Consider the following 16,155-nt stretch of genomic DNA (forward strand, 5'->3'; position numbering starts at 1 on the left):
TTATTTCTTATTCTTAGAGCGAAGACCGAGGTTATTAGGGCAAAAAAGACAACCGTCCCCCTCTTTACAGCAATTGCTTAAACCCATCTTTGAGTCTTGGAAGTTTCTGATGATGGCATCTGAGTTTTGGAAACCTGAGTTTAAAAGAAGAGATTTCGCTGAATCAAATTGATCGACCGAAACAAGGTCATAACTTTTAAGCAATACTTCAATGCTCTCAAATGAAAGGGATTCAATTTGTGAATGAAGTGAATGAGAATCCATACCTAGTGCACGAATATTGGATGACTTTATAGTGGATTGATAAGTAAGAATCAATACCTTACGTACATGATCAAGCTCTTCTTTAGAGAATTTTGAAATATCAACAGACTCAATGGCCTTATACTCATGAATTGAAAAGTCCACAAACGAGTAAAGACGATAAATTTCATTGGCATAAAATGTTTGAACATCTTCATCAGAGAGATTATCCAACTTAAATGTCTTTCTAACGTACTCTAATTCTTTTTCACTGAAGGACCTCTTTGACTTGCTTCTGTTTATATAGGTATCAAGGTATGTTTCCTCTTGTGCTTTTAAAAGATCAAATAATTCATAGAGTTTTGAAAGTTGAACTTCATCTCCACTAATTAAACTCCCTAATGACTTAGCATTTTCAGGCAGCGTCTTTTCAAGAGACTTTGAAAGAACACGAATATATTTAAAACAACTCGATTCAACGGCCCAAGATTGCAGTGAAAGTGTCATCAAAAGAATGGTTAAAAAGTACCTAAGTCTCATGAACTAATTGTTACACGAAACGAAAGTTTGACGAGCGAAACATCGTTAAAATGAAATAGTTACATCAAATGTATTTATTGAAGTCACCTTATAAAAATCAAGGACTTGTCTTTACCCAAGACGAAAAGATCTCACAGAGCGTGTCTATCCCAGTAACCAGCGGCGCAGGTCCAGGCTGTAAAAAAACAGCAGGATCAAGTTCAAAGATATTCCCCCTCTTAACGGCCTCTAACTCACTATAGCCCTCTCTGTTAGCGATAGACTCCTTATCAACTTTTTTGCCACACCAGCAGGCTAAAATAATATCAGGATTTGCATCGATAACGAATTGGTCTTCAATAAAACGCTCTTTGGCCAATGAACCCATCGACTGATCCTTAGTGATAGAGTCTCCACCACAAAGTTCAACAAGTTCATGAAACCAGCGAATTGCACATATTCGAGGTTCATCCCACTCTTCAATATAAACTTTTGGTCTTTTAGTGAGCGACTTTGCAAATGCTCTCGCCTTCTCTATTTTAAGCTCGATTTGCTCAAGATAAAGCTCCCCTTCCTCCTGCTTTCCAACCATATTTGCAATCAGACGAATATAAGAGAGAATCTCCTCAATCGAGCGATGATTAGCGATAAAAACATTGAGGCCAGCACCAATGAGATCTCTTGCAAAATCTTTTTGAATGTCAGAAAAACCAAGTACTAAATCAGGATTGAGATCTCGCACTTTTTTTACATTTCCACCTGTAAAAGCACAAACGACAGGCAATTTCTTTGCCTCTGCAGGTCTTTCAACGTAAGCAGAAACACCAACCACACGATCCCCCTCCCCAAGGGCAAAAAGAACCTCGACAGCTTCTTCAGTAAGACAAACAATTCTTCTTGGAAAATGCAAATTTCCTCCCAAATAACACTATTGTGTCTGCTAAAAGAAAGTTAACAAAGCAAACATGTCAATTCTTAGTCAAATAATTTCCTTCAAGATGATTATCTCACATAACTTTGCTAACATAAAAAGGTATTTCATTAGCGAAGAGGACAGATGTTCATGAGAAGTTTAAGCACTATTTTATTCACCCTACTTTTAAGTTTTTCGACCCTCGCAACAGGCGGGGCTTATCAACCAGAAGAAGAGGTACCAAAAACGCCTGTTGAATTTGGAGTTCAAACGGCTCAGATAAATGGTGAATTCTACTTATCGCTCAATTATAAAAACTTTCCACACTGGCATACATACTGGAAAAACCCTGGAGATGCAGGACTTCCAATTAGCTCTGACATCTCTGTCGATGGGAAAGAAATTAAACTAGAACAATTAGAATGGCCGGTGCCAAAAAGATACATCGAAAAAGGAGATATTCTTGCTTTTGGTTACGATGGTTTTTATAGTCTATTTTATAAACTTCCAAAAGAAGCACTCAACGGAAGTGCTAAAATCCACTCAACTTGGCTCGTCTGTAAGCATATCTGTATTCCAGGACAAGCTACGATCGAAGGGAATTTTGCTAATAATATTTTTGAAACAACAGATACAAAGAATCTTACTGCTGAAGGGCAAGTTTTAGAAAGTCGCTTTAATCAACTCCCAAAGTTAAAAGAATTTCCAGCTGAAATCGATCTCATTCTAGCTAAAGACTCAAACCCAAATGTTCCCTCATTAATACTCTTCTACAATCTTTCAGATGTAAGCGCAGATCAATTGATGAGTAATATGAATTTACTAACGCCTTATCCAATTTCACCATTTAGCTTTAAAAGAGAAGAACTATTTAAAGATAAAAAGAATAATGTTTATGCAAAATATAAAATAGAATGGGATGGTGAATACGTTGAACCTGTAATTCCCTACCCATCAAATGGAAAATTAGATCGTCCCTACAAACTCAAATTTCTCTACGCTGATCCTAAAACAAAGGAAGTAAGCATCGTTGAGAAGACCTTCACGACAGTTAGTTTAGATCAAGCAGAAAAAACAGAATCATTCTTTAGTCTTGTTCAAAGAATCAACAATCAAGTATCAACTGATAAAAAGATTGAAGTTGAGCAATCAGATAAAGTCATCACTTCCGATACTTCTGAATCAGGAGGTAATACTTTTCTCTACTATCTCTTACTTGCTTTTATTGGCGGTCTAATTCTAAATTTCATGCCATGTGTACTACCTGTAATCTCTCTTAAGCTCTTTGGTCTTATTCGCCATAGTGATGAGAGTCGAGCTTCAATTTTTAAGCATAACCTCTTCTACTCTCTTGGAGTCCTTGCAACATTCCTCGCTCTCGCAGCCGTTGTCGTTGCAGTAAAGGCAGCAGGAGCAAATATTGGCTGGGGCTTCCAACTTCAATCTCCACCGTTTGTGGCCATTATGGTTATTGTTATTTTCGTTATGGCCCTAAACCTCTTTGGACTTTTTGAAGTGAGAACTCCGGGAGGATCGAAACTAGGTAACGTAGAAATTAGAAATACATATTCAGGAGACTTTTTAAGCGGAATTCTAGCAACAATTCTCTCGACTCCATGTAGTGCTCCATTTTTAGGTACAGCACTAACTTTTGCTTTTACTTCAAGCACAACAGCAATTGTTCTCGTTTTTCTAAGTATCGGTCTTGGACTTTCATTTCCATTTCTTCTAACAGGGATTTTCCCAAAACTTATCGCCTTCCTACCTAGACCAGGTCACTGGATGGAACACCTTAAGAAGTTTCTCGCTCTCACTCTTATTCTTACTGTTATTTGGCTATTGGATGTCTATGGGGCCCTTACAACCTCATCAATCCCACTTTTAAAGCTAAATACAACTCTCGTTCTTATCTTCTTTAGCATCTATATGCTTAAGCATATTACAAAGAGAAAACTTTTTGTTCTGCCTTTTGCAATCGTAACAATTGCTCTGGCGGCCAATGTTCTCCTAACAAAAGAAACTCCTGTAATAGATCAATCGGTTAATCAAATTGTTCTCGATAAGAGACAAGGAGGTCTTGATTGGGAAGAATGGAGTGAAGCAAAAATGAACTCTTCTAAAGAGCAAAAACAACTTACTTTCGTCGACTTTACAGCAAAATGGTGCTTCACTTGTAAAGTTAATGAGAAACTTGTCATTGATACTGCAAGCTTTCATGAACTAGTGAAAAAGAAAAATGTGAAACTTCTTCTTGCTGATTGGACAAGAAGAGATGAAAAAATTGGATCGTGGTTAAAGAAAAATGGAATGGTTGGAGTTCCCGCCTATTTCGTAATCAACTCAAAGGGAGAACTCATCAATCTCGGTGAAACACTTTCTATCAAAGAGCTTGAAAAGACTTTAAACTAATCTAATTCAAATTTTGATGGTGATTTCATAATGCGCTTAATGACTTCCATTGGGCGCTTTTCTTCATAAAGCACCTCATACAATCCATTAAATATCTGTGCGCGAATTTCATACTTTTCAGATAAAAAGTGAGCGGCCTTCGTGGTCTTAAATCCCTCAACAACCGTACGTTGAGATTCAATAATCTCTTGCGGTGCTCGCCCCTTAGCAATTTCAATACCAAATTGTTTATTTCGAGAAAGGCCACCCGTTGTCGTAAGAATAAGATCACCCATTCCACTAAGTCCATAAAACGTCTCAGGACGTGCATTAAAAACTTTCCCATAGCGAAGCATTTCTACAATTCCACGCGTAATCAGAGCAGCACGAGTGTTATGGTTAAAACCAAGACCCTCAATAATACCACCTGCAATAGCAATGACATTTTTTAAAGCACCGCCTAACAAAACACCTTTAACATCATAGCTCTGAAGAGCTTTAAAATAAGGAGTCTCCATCATATGAGAAACTTGCGTTAGAACTTTTTTTGAGCGACCAGCAAGAGTAACGAGTGTGATTTGCTCTTGCATGATTTCTTTTGCAAAACTCGGCCCAGATAGAAAACAAAATAATTCTTTATAATTATTGAAGAGGTCAAAGAAAAGGTCGTCCGGTAGCTCTAATGAAATAGGATCAATACCTTTAGAAAGTGAGACAACTGGAATATCTCTTTCAAGATATTTTTCGAATCGATCAAAGTTCTCTTTGAAAAAAGGGCCAATTGCAGAAGTTGGTAGACCTGAGACAATCAATTCCAGATCATCCATCTTATGAGCATCAACTTCATCCCATGTAAGTGCAGCATCCACATTTGCAGCTAATTGCAGCCCAGGTAGGTAAACATCGTTAATACAATTTTCTTTAATCGACTCATAAACATCAGTCGATCTGACTTTTAAAATTACTTTATCAAAATTATTAGCGAGAATAGAAGCAATACTTGTACCAAAGGCACCTGCTCCTACGACTAGCGCAACCTTGTGCTTTTTCATAATCAATCCTTTGAAAATGATTAAAGAGAAATAATTCCAGGAACTGTTGAGACACTTTCATAAAGTAGAATGACCTCTTCGCTAGAGTTCATCATTTTTTTAAATGTCATACTTACATATTTTCCTGTACGTGAGGGTCTTTCCATAAAATTATCGTGATCAACCGTCTCTTTAAAAAGTTCAATATGTTCTTCTTTGACAACAAATTTAAACGTATAGTGCGAGGGCCAAGTATATTCGGCATCAAGCAAATCTTTTAATTTTTGTGTATCGGCCATGGTATTCACCTATTTTTTTGTTTATCTGATTATATTACTTTATTTTACCTGAAAATTGAATGATTCTAGGGTTTTCTACAGACTAAAAAAAATCACTTAAGTTCTTGAGATTTCATAAAATTATTCCGAAAAGTTTAAAAAAATAAATATATCTTTCTGAGGTGATCGTGAATCTTTCTATAGAGACAGCAAAAACTATTTTAGATAATGCTCCCCTTCCCGTTATTTGCTGGAATGGAGACAACGAACTAACTTACTTCAATTCCAATGCAAAAGAGTTCTTTGAATTGTCTGAAAATCACCTTGGTGACGATATCGAATTACTTTTTAATGGTTATAAAACGAATATCTTTGAAAAGATTATCTCTAACGAAGTGATCACTCTACAACTCAGAGGCGTCCAAAGACACTTCAAGTTTTATACTTATAAAACAAGTGAAAACTTAACAGTGGCCCAAGCCGTTGATGCGAGTCAGTCATCTTATGAAGTTCAGGCCTTTGATGAGCAAAGATGTCAGGCCATACATGAACATAAAATGGACATGATTTCACAACTTGCAGCAGGACTATCCCACGAAGTAAATAACCCTCTTGGAATTATCAGCCTCTCGGCGAGTATTCTTGAAGAGAGAATCGATTCACTCTCTGATGTCCTTGGAGAAGATAGTGAAAAAGTCCTCAATTACATTGAAAATATTGACTGTGCAATTGATAGAACAAGAGAAATCATTCAAAAACTTCTTATTTTTAGTAGAAAGCAAAAAGAAGACCGTATTGAAGAATTTAATGTCGAAACTTTTATTCGCAATAGTTTAGTTTTTTGTAAGATCAATATAAAAAACAAAGGAATCAAGATCGAAGAAGACTTTGATCGAGACATTAATATAAAGACAATGAATTCAACGCTTATGCAGTGCTTTGTCTATCTTCTCTATAATGCTGTTGAAGCATTTCATGAACAAGAAATTGAAAATCCAAAGATTGTTATTTCGGCAAAAAAAGAGAATAAAGACCTCATCCTTTCTATAAGTAATAACGGAATGCCTTTAATTGAAAGTGATCAAGAAAAGATGTTCTCCCCTTTCTATTCGACAAAAGGTCCTGGTCACCTAGGAATTGGTCTTACTCAATGTCGAACACTACTCAAAACCTTGAAAGGTGATATTCAATTTAATCGTCATGACAATATATCGACTTTTGAAATTAGAATACCTTCAGAATTAAGTTAACGATATTTTCTTATAATTTTATCGAGAGTACCATCAGCCTTCATAGCGCGAAGATGTTTATCAATATCTTTGATTAAGTGTTTGAAACGGGATTTCTTTTGAATATGAAAATGAAAATCAATTTCATCAAGAATGATCGGTAAACTCTCCACTGACCAGTCCTTGCCTTTGGCCTTCATCTGGTAGTCCACGAGATAATTTGACTCGATAAAGACATCCGCTCTATTTAAAGTTAAAATTTTAAAAACTTGTTCCATATTTGTTACCCACATAACATCCATATTATGTAGTCGAGTTTTGGCCCAACCACTTCCAAGATAGAAGACAATTCGATAATCTTTTAAGTCTGAAATTGAGCGCACTTGCTTGGCTATTTTTTTCTTATCTGGGTTTTTCATTCCAGTGAAAACTTGCATCTTACTCGTTACTACCGGAATACGATTGACCAGAGAATAAGATTTTCTCTCTTTACTAGGCATTGTAATGAAACCATCAGCTCTTGCTGTTTCAACAAGTTTCTGGGCCCTTGCCCAAGGGTAACCGCGATGATCTATTTCAATTTTCATTCTACTTTTGAAAACTTCATCGGCCACATCGACAAAGATCCCCTTCATCTTTCCCTCTTCCTTCCATGATAAAGGAGGATAATTGTAATAGTAATTCATTACAAATTGATCTTTTGACAAGGAATCAAAAGAAAAAAAGACAGAAAAAAAGATGAAGATAAGTTGATACATATATCGTGTAAAAAATTTGCCCTAAAAGTTTAGGGCAGAATAATTATTTAAATGAAATCGGTTGCCCGTCAAAGTCGAGAACTTCTGGATAAATTCCTTGAGCGTATCGAAGTACATCGATAACTTCACGAACACACCCAAGTCCTGCAGGAGTTGTGCTTACATAATCAACTCTCTTTTGAACTTCTATGCTAGCTTCTTTTGTTGTTGCAGCAAATCCACATCTCATAAGAAGAGGAAGATCAAAAAATTCATCTCCCATATAGAGAATTTCTTCATCTTTAAAGCCAAGATCGAGAACACTTTTATAGGCCTCTCTCTTATCTTCATTTCCAAGAAATGCGAAATCAAGATTTAGATTTTCTTCAAATCTTTTTTCAACACCTAGAGATTTACCTCCTGAGATGACTCCTACTTTCAAACCTGCTCTCATAAGAAGTTTTAAACCATATCCATCATGAGTATGAAACATTCGGTTAAAACCATTTGGACCTTCATCGAACCAAATTTGGCCATTAGTTAAAACTCCGTCTATATCAAATGCACAGCACTTAATCTTTTTGAGTTTCTCTTCAAACTTCTTTGCAACATCTAAAAGTTCATCTCTTTCAAGCATTAAACAACCTCGTAAATCTTTAATAGAGTTTCAACGATACCTTTAATCTTTTTAAGATCAAGACTTGTTGAAGCATCACTTTTGGCCTGATCAGGATTTGGATGACATTCCATAAAAACACCATCTGCACCTGCAGCAATAGCGGCCTTCGCAAGAACAACAATTTGTTCACGCTTTCCACCAGTTGTCTTGCCCAGACCTCCTGGACGTTGAACACAGTGTGTAGCATCGTGAATAGCTCTAACACCAAAGCTCTTCATAATTTGAAAACTCGCCATATCAACAACGAGATTATTATATCCAAATGAAGTCCCTCTTTCGGTGAGAAGGATTCTTTCTTTTGGAACAATAGAAGAGGCTTTATCAACGATATTTCCCGTCTCTTCAGGAGAGAGGAATTGCCCTTTTTTAATTTTCAATTGACGACCGAATTTTTGACAAGCCTCAGCACCAGCGACAATCATATCTGTTTGGCGACAAAGAAACGCTGGAATCTGTAGTGTATCGACAACACTAGCAACAGCATCAGCTTGATCAGGGCTGTGAAAATCTGTAATTGTTGGCAATCCAAATTCAGAATTTACTTTTTCTAAAATGCGAAGCCCCTCTTCGATACCTGGTCCACGGTAAGAAGAAATTGATGAGCGGTTAGCTTTATCAAAGCTTCCTTTAAAAGAAAGATTAATCTTATCCTCGAATTCTTCTAAATCTTTTTTAAGTGTTTCAGCAATTGTCATCGCGAGTTGTTCGCTTTCTAAAACACATGATCCAATAAAAAGGTCTAATTTATTTTTTTCCATGATTATCCGCCTGTTCTACAAAAGTTTTAAAGAGTGGATGTGGTGAGTACGGTCTAGATTTAAATTCTGGATGGTACTGACAAGCAATAAAGTAAGGATGATCCTTAATTTCAATTACTTCTACAAGGCCGAGTTCTTTATTTGTTCCTGATATGATCATACCAGCTTTATCTACTTTATCGACATAAAAGTTATTCACTTCAAGTCTATGTCTGTGTCTTTCTGAGATGTCATCTTCACCATAAACTTGACGAGCAAGACTTCCCTCTAAAAGAGTACAATCATAAGCACCAAGTCTCATTGATCCACCTTTAGAGCCCTCTTTCGACTGGCCTTCCATATAGTGAATGACAGGATCTCCACCTGATTCAAATTCTTCAGATGTCGCTCTTTCTAGACCGACAACATTTCTACAAAACTCAATCATCGCAAGCTGCATTCCAAGACAAATTCCAAAGAATGGAACTTTATTTTCTCTTGCGTATTGAATGGCCCTAATTTTTCCTTCAGTTCCTCTTTGACCAAATCCGCCTGGAACGAGGATACCTTGAACAGAGCCTAGAATATCATCTACTTTATTCTCGTCTTCTAAATCTTCAGCATCAATATAAACCGGTTCAAGTTGAAGCTGGTTAGCTAAAGCACCATGTTTTAGTGCCTCATCAAGGGATTTATATGATTCAACAAGTTCAGTATACTTTCCAACAATTCCAATACGCACTTTTCTAAGTGGGTTTTCAAAATTGTAGACAACTTTCTCAAGGTCTTTAACTTTTGGCGTTGCTGCCCAAATTCCAAGAAGCTCTGTAACTCTTTGATCAAGTCCTTGATTATGAAAATTTAGTGGAACTTTATAAATAGAATCAAGATCTACTGACTGAAAAACATTGTCTTTTGGAACGTTACAAAAAAGAGAAATTTTATCAATAATTGATTGGTCAATTCCACGATCAGAACGACAAATAATAACATTTGGAAAAAGCCCCTGGGAACGCAATTCCTTTACAGAGTGCTGCGCCGGTTTTGACTTCAACTCTCCAGCGGCATCGAGATAAGGAATGAGAACAAGATGGACGAAGAGTACGTTTTCATGTCCAACATCGTGAGCAAACTGACGAATTGATTCAACAAATGGAAGGGATTCAATATCACCTACCGTTCCACCAATTTCACCAATCAAAAGATCAGCGTTCTCAGCTGCCACGTGAATTCTTCTTTTAATTTCATCTGTAACATGTGGAACAACTTGAACAGTTTTTCCAAGGTACTCACCTTCTCTTTCTTTTTCAATAACACGAAGATAAACTTGACCTGTTGTGAAGTTACTCTCTTTTGAAAGAGTTAATGATGTAAAACGCTCATAGTGACCAAGGTCAAGATCCGTTTCGGCTCCATCATCAGTAACAAAAACTTCCCCGTGTTGAGTCGGGCTCATCGTCCCTGGGTCAACGTTAATATAAGGGTCCATTTTAAGCATATTAATCTTAATCCCTCTTCTTTCTAAAAGAGCAGCAATACTGGCAGCAGCTAACCCTTTACCAAGTGATGAGGAAACCCCTCCAGTAATAAAAATGTACTTTTTGTTACTTTTCTTGCTCACGCAAAACTCCTTCAAGTCTCTCAATATCTTCTGGCGTATCAACACCTAATAATGTCATATCTGTTTCAATGGCCCCTATGTTCATTCCAAGCTCGAGAGCTCTCAACTGTTCAAGCTTCTCTAGCATCTCAAAGCGAGAGGGAGCAGCTTGGCAAAATTGCTTTAAACATTCTGGACGGTAAGAATAAACTCCCACATGCAAGAACCAGTGAGTTTTTCCATTTGTTGAATCTCTATCAAATGGGATTTGGGCCCTAGAAAAATAGAGACACTTACCTATTTCAGGAGTGTAGATTACCTTTACTTTATTCGGATCGAGAAAATCTCCATCTAAACCGTTCTCTTTTTTTACAACAGTTGTAACTTCATAAGAACTTTCAAGATGGAATTTAGATAGATCTTCAATCAAGGAACTTTTTAGGAGTGGCTCGTCTCCTTGAACATTGATAATAAGATCAAAAGACTGATCTGCATAAAAACGCTCATAGGCTAAACTGATTCTTTCAGAACCACTGACGACATCATCATCTACTCTAACAACGACTCCACCAAATTCCTTAACATGTTCTTCAATTCGATCATCATCTGTTACGACGGCCGTTACAAAATCAATATCCGAAGCCTGTGCTTTTGCACAATTTTCATAAACTCTTTGGATCATGGATTTTTTAGAGATGAGTGCCAAGGGTTTCCCTGGAAACCGAGAAGAAGCAAAACGAGCAGGAATAAGAGTAAGAACTCTCTTCTTTTCCAAAATAAAACTCCCTTTTCACGAAGGGCATAATTTAACACTTCTTACACCTTGGTGCAAAGGTCTGTTAAAATATACATGATGAAAAAAATAATTATTTTTTCCGCTATTTATCTTGCCCCGATTATAATCTCTTTTGCCGGAGATTATAAGCGATCTGTTATTACCGATCCTTCGATTACGCGTCGTTGCAACTCACTAAGAGACAAGAGAATCGAGAAAATTAATTTAAAACAGCGCTATCAATCCCTACTTGCCAGAAATCGCAAGCTTCAAGGCATCACTCCAGACAATAAAAAAAGTGTAAAAAAGAAATTGATCAACACGGAGCGACATATACAAAATGAGCTCGAACTAGCGACTCTCAAGATCAGTCGGCTAGAAGAAGGCATTGTGCGTCAAGGGTGTCCAGGAATTTCTTTATAAAAAACCTCTAAATTCCGCTCATTTTGCCATGATGCAACTTTTCATCGCCCCACTCGCCCGATAAAATTTTCTTAAATAAAAATTGAGAAACGCACAACACACACTATGAAAATGAAAACAACAACGACTCTGTTATTAAGTGGGCTCTTTTTAATAAGTCCAAAAATCATTCACGCCCAATCAACTGAGAGCAATCTTTCAAAAGAAGAACTCTATGTTCAAGAGCAGCTGAAAGAGAAATCTCTTGATGGTCCATCAAGCATTAAGTCTCTTGGTCTCCAAGCGGCCATTGAGCAGGGGCTTAGAAAGAATCACCTTCAAAAAGTTCGCGACTATCAACTTAGTCTACTCGATCTTAATTTCGAAGATGATAAAGAAAGTTTTTGGATGCCAAAGCTCTCTCTAAATCTTACGACTGAAGAACAAAGAATAACAACACTTACAAGTGGTAACAGTCAAACAGGCGAAACCAGTAAAGCAACAGTTGGAACCCTCTCTCTTGGATTTGATGACTATACGCTTTTTAATTGGGGTAAAGACTATCTCGCCTACCTTAATACAAAGAACACATTTTTTAGAGAGAAAGAAAAACTCAACGAGCAAAAGCGCGACTTAAAACATAGTATTATCATCTCATATTTCAATCTCTATCAACTCTTTCAAATTCAAGATGCCGCGAAAGACCAGCTCAGACACGCTTCTTTCATTTACCGTTTAAATAAAGAAAAGGCCTCTGTAAAAAAGATTAATGTTCAACAATACTACCAAGCAAGATCAGAGTATCTTATTGCTCAAAGGGCCTATCACGAAGCTAAGGCAAATACACAAATTGCAGCTGAACAATTAGCGGAGCTACTTGGTGATGATGTTGGAACAGAATATGTATTAGAAGATGAAGTCAATTACGAAAAGCTTCGCCTTTCTTATAACGAATCACTTAGCCTTGCTAAAAAACACAACCCAGCAGTTCTCGATGCTAAAACATCAATTGAAAACTCAATTCGAAGTGAAGAGATTACAAGAAGAGAAGATCTTCCCCTTCCTAAAATCTCAGTAAAACTTGGAGCTTACAATCATGTTTTTGGCAACGGCCAAGCTAGCACGACATTTTCAACAGGGACAAATAATAATGATGTTGAAGTCGTCGCAAGTATCAATGCCAGTTGGGCACTGACAGGAAAAGATGGTCTTCTCAATCGTAGAAAAAGAGAATTAGCTGAAGTTAATAAAATTTTAGCCTATAAGCAAAAAGATGCTTACACAAGAAGTGCTCATTCTTCGATAAAACAAAGCTATAAAAAGATTCAAAAATTCCAAAACCTTATCGCAATCCTAGAGGCCAATATTCCTACTCTACAAAAGAGTTTCGATGCGGCTCTAGAGAATTACCTCAATAAGAGAACCTCTTATAATGATTACCACCTCGCTCTTGAAGAACTTATTGAAGCGAGAAAGGAATTAGAAATTAATAAATTCCTCCATACCCAAGAAAAAATTCTTCTCGCCAAAGCAATTGGACTTGAAGACTTTCCTGGTCAAAATTTTGAAAAATTAGCTAAGCCGGTGAAGAGGTAAAATATGAAAAATGTAATCGTCCTACTCTTTTTACTCGTGATTACCTTTTCTATGGCCAAAGGCCAAGAAGTTAATGAAGAGGTTCTCGATAGCGAACTTGTCCTTAAGTCTATTAACGACCAAACAGGACTCACTTTCGAGCACTCAACAAGCGATGACAATTGGGTATTAAGTGGTGCCTACAATATCAATGGAGACCTTTTCAATGCAGTAGAACTCTCTGGTTTTGAAGCAAGTCTAGCTAAGAAGATGAATAGATATTATTTAGATTTCTATGCTGGTCAATTGACAACAAAAATTGAAGAAATTGGCTCAATTAATGAATCTGCATTTAGTGATCAAACTATCGACTTTGAAAACGATACAGTTTCGATCACACAATTTGGAGTTGGGCTTAAGTTGAGATCAACTCTCATTCAAGACTTTATCAACTCACCTAGTTACTTTGATACGATTTCAAGTCACCTTGTTTATGCCACAACAAGTGTTGGTGATGCCAGTTTTTCAGGCTATGGACTAAAAGCAAGTTATGGTATCTATAAGAGGATGACTCAGAGTTTTCAAATGGGACTTAAAGCTGATTACCATCTCAATGTCTTTAAAAGAGATCTTGAAGAAGGGCAAACAATCAGTGATAGCTTCGTGGCCACATGGGTGACTCTAGGAATTGAAGCTTCAATCTACTTTTAAAGGAATTCATATGATCCCTCGCTACGAGAAAAAAGAGATCTCTCAAATTTGGACAGAAGAGAATAAATTTAAAAAATTTCTTCAAGTTGAAATTGAACTCTTAAAAGCTCTCGAAAGCGAAAAGATGATTCCAAATAAAACTTCAGATGCTTTTGACCATGTGACAATTAATCTTTCTCGTATTCACGAGATAGAAAAGACGACAAGACATGACGTCATTGCTTTTTGCAGCTCTATAACTGAGCAAGTAGACCCCAATGTTTCAAAATACTTTCACTATGGAGTCACATCTAGTGACATCATAGATACGGCGCTAAGCCTTCAAGTAAGAGAATCACTCGATCTTATTTTACTTAGCTTTGAGAAACTTCTTAAGACCCTTAAAGAAAAAGCAAACCAACACGCTAATACTTTAACAATTGGTAGAAGCCACGGAATGTATGCTGAACCAATGAGTTTTTCACAAAAACTTATGGGCCACTACTTTGAATTTGAAAGAAGATACCAAGATCTCAAAGACTTTTATCATAAGGAACTAACGGCTCAATTTAGTGGTGCCGTTGGAAACTATACGATCTTAACAAAGGACGTTGAAAAGAAAGCGGCCCATGCTCTTGGACTTAAAGTTGAAGATTGTTCAACACAAGTTATTCCAAGAGATCGTCTAGCAAAACTTATTTCTATCACCGCTCTTTATGGTGCCGCCCTTGAAAGACTTTGTATAGAGATTCGTCATCTTCATAGAAGTGATGTTGGAGAAATTCATGAGGGCTTTTCTAAAGGACAAAAAGGCTCATCAACAATGCCTCATAAGAAAAATCCGATTAGCGGTGAAAACCTATCAGGAATAGCGCGTATTCTACGCTCACATATTCACATTGCTCTTGAAAATACCCTTCTTTGGCATGAACGAGATATTTCTCACAGCTCTGCAGAAAGAATGTACCTACCAGATGCGATGGGACTTGTTCTCTACTCTCTTGAGAGACTTGACTCGACAATTGAAAACCTTGTTGTTCACACAGATAGAATGGAAGAGAGAGTAAAAGAGAATTTTACTTATCTATCAAGTTTCTACCTTCATAAAATTATAGATCAAACGGATCTTAGTCGTGAAGAAATCTACCCGATTGTACAAAAGGCAAGCTTTGGAGCGAAAGGGGCAGAAGATTTTCACAAGATGATCAAAGAGGCGATCCCTTCACTCGAGTTGAAACTTCCAACATTTGAAGAGATCAAAAAGATTTTTCTAGCTAATCATTAAAGTAAATCTTCTCCTAGATCAGACTTCTTTAAAAACTCGACGATATTCTTTACTCGTTGCGAATCCTTCTTAGGTAGAACGACTACTGACTTTTCATTAGAAACTACAATGAGATCATCAACATTAATTAGAGAAACAAAGCGATCAGGCGTAAAAACGATATTTCCTTTCGCATTTTCAAAGTAATGTCCCTTGGACTGAACAATTGTATTTTCATCTTGATCTTCAATTACTGATTCAAGAGCATCCCATGAGCCAAGATCATTCCAATCAAACTCAGCAGGACAAACACTTACCTTCTCAGACTTTTCCATAACCGCATAATCAATTGAGTCCTCTGGAATAGAATTATAAATTTCAGACAACTTTTGATCATCATTTAGATTTTCAAGCAGTGGATTGAAGAACTTTGAAATCTCAGGAGAATGTAACTCAAGCTCTTCTTTAAAAACAGAAATTGGAGCGACAAACATTCCCGCATTCCAGTAAAAATTTCCTGAGCTTAAGTAAGCCTTAGCAGTTTCAAAATCAGGTTTCTCTTTAAATTGCTCTACACGATAACCATTTTCAACTTGCTCACCACGCTGAATATAGCCAAAACCAGTATGCGGAAAATGAGGAACGATTCCAATCGTAACAATTTCTTTTCTAAGTTTTGCAATTTCCATCGCCTTAGTAATTGTCGACTGAAAACCAGTTGTATTTAAAATAACATGATCAGAGGGAACAACGACAATAAGATCATCATCAGATGCGCCATCTTTTATAAGCCTTGCCAAAGATAATAAAATACAAGGAGCTGTATTTCTTCCAGCAGGTTCAAAAATAATATTTTCTTTAGGAGAGAGATCTAAACTTGCTGCTTCAACAAGCTTTTCTTGTTCTTTAACTGTTACAATATAGCGATCATCAAAACCAACGAGATTATCAAATCGAGTGAGTGTCTGAGCGAGAAGCGGACGATCACCAGTTAAAGTTAAATATTGTTTTGGTTTTTGCTTTGTTGATTCTGGCCAAAAACGAGTGCCTTTACCACCGGCCATTACTAAACAATAAGCTTTTTTAGACATAAAA

Annotated in this window: 16 protein-coding genes; 6 read left to right on the forward strand and 10 right to left on the reverse strand. The window is 36.8% G+C overall.

What is annotated here, in order from left to right:
• Both HBN50_RS11285 and HBN50_RS11290 read right to left on the reverse strand, forming a co-directional pair.
• Nucleotides 1–783 (reverse strand): hypothetical protein, encoded by a 783-nt coding sequence (locus HBN50_RS11285; protein WP_273870062.1) that lies wholly within the window; start codon nucleotides 781–783, stop codon nucleotides 1–3.
• Nucleotides 784–880: 97 nt separating this feature from the next.
• A complete protein-coding gene (locus HBN50_RS11290) occupies nucleotides 881–1,672 on the reverse strand; it encodes a cobalamin-binding protein (RefSeq protein WP_273870063.1) in 792 nt (263 codons plus the stop codon).
• Nucleotides 1,673–1,825: 153 nt separating this feature from the next.
• On the opposite strand from HBN50_RS11290, the gene HBN50_RS11295 reads away from it, so the two are divergent.
• Nucleotides 1,826–4,084, forward strand: coding sequence for a protein-disulfide reductase DsbD family protein (locus HBN50_RS11295; protein ID WP_273870064.1), 2,259 nt, complete (start codon nucleotides 1,826–1,828; stop codon nucleotides 4,082–4,084).
• Here the strand turns inward: HBN50_RS11295 and HBN50_RS11300 are convergent.
• The gene (locus HBN50_RS11300) at nucleotides 4,081–5,115 is read right to left on the reverse strand and encodes an NAD(P)H-dependent glycerol-3-phosphate dehydrogenase (protein WP_273870065.1); all 1,035 of its coding nucleotides are present in this window, start codon (nucleotides 5,113–5,115) and stop codon (nucleotides 4,081–4,083) included. The genes HBN50_RS11295 and HBN50_RS11300 overlap by 4 nt on opposite strands.
• Before the next feature lie 20 nt (nucleotides 5,116–5,135).
• Complete coding sequence (locus tag HBN50_RS11305) at nucleotides 5,136–5,393, reverse strand: DUF493 family protein (RefSeq protein WP_273870067.1); 258 nt, start codon at nucleotides 5,391–5,393, stop codon at nucleotides 5,136–5,138.
• Between the two features lie 167 nt (nucleotides 5,394–5,560).
• Between HBN50_RS11305 and HBN50_RS11310 the strand changes: the two genes are divergently transcribed.
• Complete coding sequence (locus HBN50_RS11310) at nucleotides 5,561–6,622, forward strand: sensor histidine kinase (RefSeq protein WP_273870069.1); 1,062 nt, start codon at nucleotides 5,561–5,563, stop codon at nucleotides 6,620–6,622.
• On the opposite strand, the gene HBN50_RS11315 is transcribed toward HBN50_RS11310, so the two are convergent.
• The 5 genes from HBN50_RS11315 to kdsB are packed head-to-tail and all read right to left on the reverse strand — an operon-like array spanning nucleotide 6,619 to nucleotide 11,129.
• Nucleotides 6,619–7,359, reverse strand: coding sequence for a substrate-binding periplasmic protein (locus tag HBN50_RS11315; RefSeq protein WP_337961803.1), 741 nt, complete (start codon nucleotides 7,357–7,359; stop codon nucleotides 6,619–6,621). The two genes, HBN50_RS11310 and HBN50_RS11315, sit on opposite strands and share 4 nt — an antisense overlap.
• Nucleotides 7,360–7,402: 43 nt before the next feature.
• Entirely contained in the window at nucleotides 7,403–7,975 is a 573-nt protein-coding gene (locus HBN50_RS11320; protein ID WP_273870071.1) for a KdsC family phosphatase, read from the reverse strand.
• Nucleotides 7,975–8,775, reverse strand: coding sequence for a 3-deoxy-8-phosphooctulonate synthase (gene kdsA / locus HBN50_RS11325; RefSeq protein WP_273870072.1), 801 nt, complete (start codon nucleotides 8,773–8,775; stop codon nucleotides 7,975–7,977). The genes HBN50_RS11320 and kdsA overlap by 1 nt, the downstream gene beginning before the upstream one ends.
• Entirely contained in the window at nucleotides 8,762–10,375 is a 1,614-nt protein-coding gene (locus tag HBN50_RS11330; protein ID WP_273870074.1) for a CTP synthase, read from the reverse strand. Before HBN50_RS11330 ends, kdsA begins: the two co-directional genes overlap by 14 nt.
• Nucleotides 10,359–11,129 (reverse strand): 3-deoxy-manno-octulosonate cytidylyltransferase, encoded by a 771-nt coding sequence (gene kdsB, locus HBN50_RS11335; protein ID WP_273870075.1) that lies wholly within the window; start codon nucleotides 11,127–11,129, stop codon nucleotides 10,359–10,361. The genes HBN50_RS11330 and kdsB overlap by 17 nt, the downstream gene beginning before the upstream one ends.
• A 75-nt stretch (nucleotides 11,130–11,204) precedes the next feature.
• Here kdsB and HBN50_RS11340 point away from each other — a divergent pair, with 75 nt between their 5' ends.
• The 4 genes from HBN50_RS11340 to purB all read left to right on the forward strand — a co-directional run bounded on the left by HBN50_RS11340 (nucleotide 11,205) and on the right by purB (nucleotide 15,081).
• Nucleotides 11,205–11,552, forward strand: coding sequence for a hypothetical protein (locus HBN50_RS11340; RefSeq protein WP_273870077.1), 348 nt, complete (start codon nucleotides 11,205–11,207; stop codon nucleotides 11,550–11,552).
• Nucleotides 11,553–11,663: 111 nt separating this feature from the next.
• Complete coding sequence (locus tag HBN50_RS11345; RefSeq protein WP_273870079.1) at nucleotides 11,664–13,127, forward strand: TolC family protein; 1,464 nt, start codon at nucleotides 11,664–11,666, stop codon at nucleotides 13,125–13,127.
• Nucleotides 13,128–13,130: 3 nt separating this feature from the next.
• Nucleotides 13,131–13,817 carry a hypothetical protein gene (locus HBN50_RS11350; protein WP_273870080.1) on the forward strand — a complete coding sequence of 229 codons (687 nt, stop codon included), beginning with the start codon at nucleotides 13,131–13,133 and terminating at the stop codon, nucleotides 13,815–13,817.
• A 10-nt stretch (nucleotides 13,818–13,827) separates the two neighbouring features.
• A complete protein-coding gene (purB, locus tag HBN50_RS11355) occupies nucleotides 13,828–15,081 on the forward strand; it encodes an adenylosuccinate lyase (protein WP_273870081.1) in 1,254 nt (417 codons plus the stop codon).
• Here the strand turns inward: purB and HBN50_RS11360 are convergent.
• Nucleotides 15,078–16,151 (reverse strand): mannose-1-phosphate guanylyltransferase, encoded by a 1,074-nt coding sequence (locus HBN50_RS11360; protein WP_273870083.1) that lies wholly within the window; start codon nucleotides 16,149–16,151, stop codon nucleotides 15,078–15,080. The two genes, purB and HBN50_RS11360, sit on opposite strands and share 4 nt — an antisense overlap.
• Nucleotides 16,152–16,155: the final 4 nt, after the last annotated feature.

It is taken from the genome of Halobacteriovorax sp. GB3 (genome assembly GCF_028649655.1).
GTDB lineage: Bacteria > Bdellovibrionota > Bacteriovoracia > Bacteriovoracales > Bacteriovoracaceae > BSW11-IV.

Coding starts and splice junctions, on each gene's coding strand:
- HBN50_RS11285 (WP_273870062.1), bottom strand. CDS start 783: ATGAGACTTAGGTACTTTTTAACCATTCTTTTGATGACACTTTCACTG.
- HBN50_RS11295 (WP_273870064.1), top strand. CDS start 1,826: ATGAGAAGTTTAAGCACTATTTTATTCACCCTACTTTTAAGTTTTTCG.
- HBN50_RS11300 (WP_273870065.1), bottom strand. CDS start 5,115: ATGAAAAAGCACAAGGTTGCGCTAGTCGTAGGAGCAGGTGCCTTTGGT.
- HBN50_RS11305 (WP_273870067.1), bottom strand. CDS start 5,393: ATGGCCGATACACAAAAATTAAAAGATTTGCTTGATGCCGAATATACT.
- HBN50_RS11315 (WP_337961803.1), bottom strand. CDS start 7,359: ATGTATCAACTTATCTTCATCTTTTTTTCTGTCTTTTTTTCTTTTGAT.
- HBN50_RS11320 (WP_273870071.1), bottom strand. CDS start 7,975: ATGCTTGAAAGAGATGAACTTTTAGATGTTGCAAAGAAGTTTGAAGAG.
- kdsA (WP_273870072.1), bottom strand. CDS start 8,775: ATGGAAAAAAATAAATTAGACCTTTTTATTGGATCATGTGTTTTAGAA.
- HBN50_RS11340 (WP_273870077.1), top strand. CDS start 11,205: ATGATGAAAAAAATAATTATTTTTTCCGCTATTTATCTTGCCCCGATT.
- HBN50_RS11345 (WP_273870079.1), top strand. CDS start 11,664: ATGAAAACAACAACGACTCTGTTATTAAGTGGGCTCTTTTTAATAAGT.
- HBN50_RS11350 (WP_273870080.1), top strand. CDS start 13,131: ATGAAAAATGTAATCGTCCTACTCTTTTTACTCGTGATTACCTTTTCT.
- purB (WP_273870081.1), top strand. CDS start 13,828: ATGATCCCTCGCTACGAGAAAAAAGAGATCTCTCAAATTTGGACAGAA.
- HBN50_RS11360 (WP_273870083.1), bottom strand. CDS start 16,151: ATGTCTAAAAAAGCTTATTGTTTAGTAATGGCCGGTGGTAAAGGCACT.